Consider the following 6,701-nt stretch of genomic DNA (forward strand, 5'->3'; position numbering starts at 1 on the left):
AGGGCCTCCGTCCCCGTCAGCCGTCCCCCGTGGAGCAGGTGCTGCTCGAGCGTCTCGCCTTCCAGGAACTCCGTCACGAGGAAGGTGGATTCGGCGCCGGACGCGTCACGGTCGCGGACGAGATCCAGCACGCGGCCGATGTTGGCATGTGACACGCCGCGGGCCAGGTTGAACTCCTGCCGCAGCCGCGCCATGGCTTCCGCGGAGGTGGCCACTTCCGGGCGCATACGCTTGAGCATGACGAGCTGCTCGAGCGTGAGGTCGAGCGCCTCGTGGACATCCTCCCAACCGGGTTGGGAGATGCTCCGCCTCAGCAGGTAGCGCTGGGCAATGAGCTGCTCGTCCACCTTTGAGGTCATTCATCCCGTCCGGAAACCAGAGGCGCCGGATTCTGCCACAGGCCCGGAGTCGGCACAGGCCGTATCCGGGGCGGATGGCCGGCTCACCCAGCGGGCGTCGATGACGTGGCTGGGGAGTAAGCGGGCGTTCTCGCAGTCCTTCTGGGGACGCGTCTATCACGCTGGGAGTCCTACTGGCTAAACTTGGTAGGTTGGAGCCCATGCGGCTCAACGACGAGAAGAAGCGACTGCGGCGCTGGGTGTTCCTCCTGGGTGGCTTGCCGCTGGTGTGGGGGTGTGGTGGGGGAGGGGAGCCGGAGCCGGAAGCGGAGCGCCCCACCTTCAGCCGTGACGTGGTGCCCCTCCTCCAGGGGTCGTGCGGCTTCGGTTCGGGGTGTCATGGCACCGTCCAGCCGGCGGGCTTCGTGCAACTCACCACCGGCGCGGAGGACGCCGCCGCCCTCCTGACCCGGTTGAAGGCGAAGAGCGTCCGGGAGCCCTCGTTGCCGCTGGTGGACCCGGGAAATCCCTCGGGAAGCTTCCTGCTGAGAAAGGTGACGGGTGACTTCGCGGGCCTGCCGTGCGGTCCGAGCGCCTGTGGTGAGCGCATGCCCCAGCGCAGCCCGCCTCTTCCCCAGGAAACGCTCGACGTGCTGGCGCGGTGGATCCAACAGGGCGCTGTCCTCGAGTAGGGCGATTCCCGCTCCCATGAAGCTCCACGCCATGACCTGTTGGAGACTCCTCGCCTGCCTGGGCGTGCTGTCCGCGGCCTCCGTGCATGCACATGGTGGCTTGATGGAGACCCAGAGCTACACCTCACGCCGGGGGCACCCAGAAGACCGGTTGATGGGCTTCACCCGGGGCACGCTCATCTCCCGCGACAGTGGCGGCTCCTGGCGCTGGGTGTGCGCCGAGGCCATGGGCTACGGCGGTTGGCCCCCCGAGAGCTACGTGTGGCTCTCGAGTGGAGACATCCTCGCGGCCACCGGGAAGGCGCTGTTGCGCTCGCGCGATGGGGGCTGCTCCTGGGCCCCCTCCTCGGCGTTCCAGGACGCCTGGGTCACCAGCCTCGCCGAGCACCCCACGGACGACTCCCTTCTCTACGTGGCCACGGGAAGGCCCTCGGTGACCAATCTCCTGTACCGCTCGGAGGATGGCGGGGAGACGTGGAAGCCCACCCCGCTGAGGCGCGACGCCGTCTTCTCCATGGTGCGCGTGGCTCCTTCAACCCCGAAGCGCCTCTACCTCAGTGGCTGGGTGGGGTATGCGATGTACCTCTTCCGCAGCGACGATGCGGGCGAGACGTGGGAGGACCTGCCTCAATCGTTCCCCTGGTGGCTCCAGGGCGCGTATGACTTGAAGCTGCTGTCGGTGAGCCCGGCCAACCCGGACGTGCTGTGGGTGCGCGTGTCCTCGCGAGGCACGGCCGGCAATATCCTCTCCACCGTGCTGCGCAGTGAGGATGGCGGCCGCACGCTCACGTCCGTGATGGAGCTGGACGACGCGCTCGTCAACATGGACGTCTCGGCCGATGGCCGAACCACCTGGGTGGCGACCTACAACCAGTTGTACCGGGGGCGCGAGGGGGAGTCCTTCCTCCCGTTGTCCCTGCCCACGGGCAATGCGTGCGTGACGCGCGTGAGCGACGTGCTCTACGCCTGTGGCTCCACCTGGCTGCATGAGTGGGCACTGGCGCGCAGCGCCAACGAGGGCACCTCGTGGGAGGCGCTCTTCAGCCTCCGCGAAGTCCAGGGCGTCCACCAGTGCCCGGCGGGCACGCCCGTGAGGGAGCAGTGCACTCCGCTCTGGCCCCAACTCGCCCAGCAGCTCGGTGCACCGCTCTCGCCTGCGCCACCGGACGCCGGAACACCCGAGGGGGAAACCCCTCCGAAGTCGGAGGGTTGTGGTGCCGCGGCGGGGAGCGTGGGCATGGCCCCACTGCTCTTGCTCACCCTGCTGCGTCGGGGTGGGCGGCGTGCGGAGGGAAGGCTACGGGCAGGGCTCTCCCAACCGGTAGCCCGCCTTGCATATACACCGGCAGATCGCGTCTTCCCCTGGCTTGTTGCAGGCGGGGCGGACGGTGAGGATCTTCTGGAGGGCCTTGCCTCGACGATCCGTGAGGATGACGGTGAGTTCGTAGGCTTGGTCGAAGATGTCCTGGCTGGACCATTGGTTGGGACACAGCGTCACGTTGGAGAACGACGAGTCGTCCGCATCGGTGGTCGACCCCCGACCGTCCGGACTCCGCTGCAGGTTGATGGTCCGCGAGTCGAGCACTTGCCTGCGGGAAATGGGATCCTTCAGCGCGCCCAGAATGGTCGCCCCACAAGGGTCCATGTTGATCACGTCGCGCACCCCGATGAACGACACCCGCCCGCCCTGGAACGGTTCGATGATCGAGACGGTGCTCCCCTCCGTGAGCGGTGACGACGTCCCGTCGGGACCCAGCGCCGTGGGAGTGAAGTCGGGCTTTACATTGGGATCGCCCAGGTAGGGGATGCCGCACGGCGAGTCCCCCGTGCCGGCGTCTTGAGTCGTGCCGGCGTCCTGGCCGGTGCCCGCGTCTTGAGTCGTGCCCGCATCCTGTCCGGTGCCGGCGTCCCGAATCGTGCCGGCGTCCTGGCCGGAGCCCCCGTCCCGAATCGTGCCGGCGTCTTGAGTCGTGCCGGCGTCCTGGCCGGTACCCGAGTCTTGAGTCGTGCCGGCGTCCTGACCCGTGTCCGCGTCCTGGGAGGAGTTGTCCTCCTCCGGGATGCAGCTCATGGCCAGACAGAGCGACAGCAGCACGAGGGGAACATACTTCATGGGATGCACTTGCATGACCGCCCTGTCAGAAGCAGTTCACGTCGTCCTGCTTCGGGTAGTAATAGATGAAGGCATTGCAGTGCTCGTTCTGATCCACCTGCGGTCCGAAGGTGTAGCAGCAGTCGAGCAGCCGCTCGGGGGTCGAGTACTTGGTGCGATCGAACGTGTCCAGGGCCTGGCAGCCCACGGGCGGAGGCCGCCACTCGTAGGCGCAGGTGTACCAGATGCCACCGCCAGGAGGCACCGTGAGGTCCAGTTCGGGCGAGCGCTTCATGGGCGGATCATCCCACGACTCCGAGGTGTAGAAGCGCTGGCTCTCCGGGGGCCGCCCGAGGCTCTCGCCATCCCAGGAGTAGATCCGGAACTCCTTGCCTCGACTGTGGAAGTGGCCGTTGGCCCCGATGATCTGCACAGGGGTCTTGTTGTTGATATGGCAGATGCCGTCGAAAGTCGGCGTGGGGTTCTTCGTGCAGACCCGGATGGACTGCTTGGTGGCGAAGACGGTCCCCAGCTCGTACTTCACCTGCTCCTTGGGGATGACCCAGAAGTTCACCCACACCTTGCCGTAGTTCTGCGGTGTCTTCTGGGTGGTGGCGTTGACGAAGTGCGACTGCAACATCAGCCATTCATCCGGTTGGATGATGTTGGCCACCCCCTCCGGATACGTCCAGTCGATGGTCCCATCCTGCTGGGTGTTGGCCAGCAATGGCCAGTCCGCCCAGTTGGCGCTGTTGAAGCAGGGACCGGACCCGTTGGAGGCAGGTTGAAAGGTGCCATTGGCCGGGTCCAGCCCCACGATGGTGCGCACCCGGTAGATGTTCATGTGGTGCGAGCCATCGCGCTGGGAGATCTGAACGCGATGCAGGTTGAGGGGCTCGTTCGGCAGGCCGTTGGCCTCGGCGAGCTCTCCCGCCTTGAAGAAGTAGCAGTCCTGCTGCTCGACGCCCTGGGGGACCTCGGTTTCGCGGGTGATGAATTGGAACCCCTGTCCCCGCGGGACGGGTTCCAGGGCAACGGGGTCGGTCGTGCCGGGGTCGGTCGTGCCGGGGTCCGTGGGCTCGACAGTACCGGAACAGGCCATGGCGAGCAGGGCGAGCAGGGCGAGCGGTGTTCTCATGGAAGGACCTGGGGTCGAAGGGATTGAGTCGACCGACGAGCATCCTGCACTTCTTCGCGAAAAGCACCCCCACGAAGCTTCGAAGTCCCCCAGACACGGCGACCTCCCACCCGAGCTACCGAGGGCACGCACTGTCCTGTCATCTGTTCGACTTCGCGGCCTCCGCTGTTGCGCCGGACGCCTCGCTTGGCGTGGGCGGTGCGACGTCGAGCGCCCAGCAGTAGAAACTGAGCTCGTCGACGTCTTGTTCGAGGAGCGCCGTCAGCGTGGTGCCGCCGCCGTGTCCCGAGTCCCGGAGCGGCAGCAGGAGGTAGGTGCCGTCTTCGGCGTGGATGCGCACACGATGTGACGCCGCATGCGAGTAGACGGCGTAGAGACGGCCGCCGACACCGGCGACCGTCTGCAGCGTGTCCGGGCTTTCGGGGATGAGCGTCCGCCACTCCGTCGGCGCCGTCAGCGACGCGACGCAGAGACGACCGCGCGGCGCATCGAGGTCGGTTTGGACGAGCAGCGCGTCGCCGATCACCTGCACCTGGTTGAGAGACCGCAGGGTGGGAGCCACCGGCACGAACGCGTCATCGGCGAGGCGCAGGAGGTAGACGACGTTGGCATGCACGTAGTCCCACTTGTAGAGCACGGCGAAGCGGCGGCACTCGCTGATCTTGACGGAGCACCAGTACTCCTTCGCATGGTCGTCGCCGAAGATCCGGCGGGCCGGCGCGTCCGATCCAAGCCGGTGCTCGTAGATGGCGTTCCAGTGCGCCTCGTCGCCCGCGGGCACCTCGCCCGGTTCAGGACACGCCGCATAGAAAAACCCCGAGGAGTCGGGTCGCCAGGCCAGCGACGCGTGGCTCGTACCTCGGGGCCGGTCGGAAAGCAGTCGCCCTGTCTCGACGTCGACCACGTGGATCACCGCACCCTGGGCCCCTCCCACGGCCTTTCCGAACGCGACCCACGCACCGTTGGGTGACGGCACGGCGAAAACCAGGGCCTCGTCGCTCGCCCACGTGTTGGGGTCGAGCACCGGCTCGAGCGGCGCGCCCTTGCCGCGCCGGAGCATGAACTTGAGCTTGTCGTCGCTGGCGTCCGCCTGCCAGAGAAACTCGCGTCCGTGCGGCCCGGCGGAAATCGGCGGCGAGCGCCGCGCATAGCACGCTGAGCGAGCCACCGCTGCCCGCAGCCCATCGCGTCCCGGCACCGCGCGCAGCACCGCGTGCGTGACGGCTTCCTGCGCCGCGATCCACGCCTGGGTCTCCGCGGCGTCGAGCCGCTCCAGCCAGGCGTAAGGATCGTCAAACCGCCTGCCGTGCAGGGTGTAGCCGCTCTCCTGATCGCGTCGCGTCGTGGGAAATTCGAGGGCACGGGTCAAATTTTTCATCGGGAGTTCGTCCCCACGGGGGCATGATTGCCGGCTGTGACGGGGAACTGGCCAGGGCTCCCCATCGACAACGGCGGGACGACGCCACCATAATCTCCAGTCCCAACATCACACCCGAGGTTCGTATGAGCGATGGAACCGACGTAGAGCAACTCGACGCCCCCCCGCCGATCTCCGCCGAGCAGCGCGCGAAGATCCTCGCGGACCCGAACGTGGCGAAGATGGCCGCGGAACTCGAGATGGACCTCGAGGAGTTCGTCAGAACCGTCGGGTACTACCTGAACAACCCGGGCGTGGAGCCCGCGTTCCTCGTCGTCAGCGATGAGAACCTGAGGAAGATGGGTGTCGAGCCGCCCACCGCCGAGGCCATCGAGGAGAACGTGCGCGAGAGCGTCGAGGCCATCAAGGCCGGCCAGCAGTCACGGAGCGGTTTCGACGACGCTCGCAAGAAGACCGGCGTGGATCTGGGCTCCCCGGGCAGCGATGCCGTGAAGACCAAGACCGATCCCGGCCTCGAAGACGCGATGAAGAAGGTGCGGCCCCCGCTAAAGCCTTGATTTCACGAGGCTTTTTAAAAAAGCTGCGTCCCCTGACAACTCCCAGCCGCAGCCTCCGATAATCATTTCAACGTAGCAATCTTCCATTCCAAACAAGAGAGTTCGCCATGGGCTTTATCAAGGGCATCGGCAAGGCGTTCAAGAAGATCGGTAGCTTCGCCAAGAAGGCGGTTGGCTTCGCGAGCAAGATTCTCAATGGTCCGCTTGGGAAGATTGCCTCGTTCATCCCGGGCGTCGGGCCCTTCATCGCGGGCGCCGCGAAGGTCGTCGGCATCGCGAACAGCGTCCTCAACGGTGGCGGCCTCAAGGGCATCGTCGGCGGCCTCGTCGACAGCTTCGGCGGCGGCCTGCTCGGCAAGGCGGGTACGCTCCTGAGCAAGACGGGCCTCGGCTCCGTCATCGGCCTGGGCTCGCAGGCCAACAGCACGGGCGGCGTCCTGGACCTCGTCAAGGGCCTGATGAGCTCGCGCAAGAACGACACGTCTCCCGCCGCGCAGGGCGACAAG

7 protein-coding genes and 1 pseudogene are annotated in these 6,701 nt (G+C 66.8%); 3 read left to right on the forward strand and 5 right to left on the reverse strand.

Annotated elements, in window-relative coordinates:
- Window positions 1-359: pseudogene (locus tag VF697_RS09705) on the reverse strand (hypothetical protein); the annotation flags it as partial.
- 200 nt (window positions 360-559) lie between these two features.
- Between VF697_RS09705 and VF697_RS09710 the strand changes: the two are divergent.
- Window positions 560-1,030: a hypothetical protein gene (locus tag VF697_RS09710; RefSeq protein WP_331093541.1), complete on the forward strand. Its 471-nt coding sequence runs from the start codon at window positions 560-562 to the stop codon at window positions 1,028-1,030.
- 627 nt (window positions 1,031-1,657) lie between these two features.
- On the opposite strand, the gene VF697_RS09715 is transcribed toward VF697_RS09710, so the two are convergent.
- From VF697_RS09715 to VF697_RS09730, 4 genes are all read right to left on the reverse strand, one after another.
- Window positions 1,658-1,855 carry a hypothetical protein gene (locus VF697_RS09715; RefSeq protein WP_331093543.1) on the reverse strand — a complete coding sequence of 66 codons (198 nt, stop codon included), beginning with the start codon at window positions 1,853-1,855 and terminating at the stop codon, window positions 1,658-1,660.
- A 472-nt stretch (window positions 1,856-2,327) separates the two neighbouring features.
- Entirely contained in the window at window positions 2,328-3,143 is an 816-nt protein-coding gene (locus tag VF697_RS09720; RefSeq protein WP_331093545.1) for a hypothetical protein, read from the reverse strand.
- Window positions 3,144-3,168: 25 nt separating this feature from the next.
- Window positions 3,169-4,260 (reverse strand): hypothetical protein, encoded by a 1,092-nt coding sequence (locus tag VF697_RS09725; protein ID WP_331093547.1) that lies wholly within the window; start codon window positions 4,258-4,260, stop codon window positions 3,169-3,171.
- 139 nt (window positions 4,261-4,399) lie between these two features.
- A complete protein-coding gene (locus tag VF697_RS09730; protein ID WP_331093549.1) occupies window positions 4,400-5,638 on the reverse strand; it encodes a hypothetical protein in 1,239 nt (412 codons plus the stop codon).
- A 125-nt stretch (window positions 5,639-5,763) separates the two neighbouring features.
- On the opposite strand from VF697_RS09730, the gene VF697_RS09735 reads away from it, so the two are divergent.
- Together VF697_RS09735 and VF697_RS09740 are read left to right on the forward strand one after the other, a co-directional pair.
- Window positions 5,764-6,195, forward strand: a complete 432-nt coding sequence (locus VF697_RS09735; protein WP_331093551.1) for a hypothetical protein — start codon at window positions 5,764-5,766, stop codon at window positions 6,193-6,195.
- 107 nt (window positions 6,196-6,302) lie between these two features.
- A partial coding sequence (locus tag VF697_RS09740) for a hypothetical protein (protein ID WP_331093553.1) occupies window positions 6,303-6,701 on the forward strand: 399 nt, incomplete at its 3' end.

It is taken from the genome of Archangium sp. (assembly GCF_036388035.1).
In the GTDB taxonomy this organism is placed as follows: Bacteria; Myxococcota; Myxococcia; order Myxococcales; family Myxococcaceae; genus Archangium.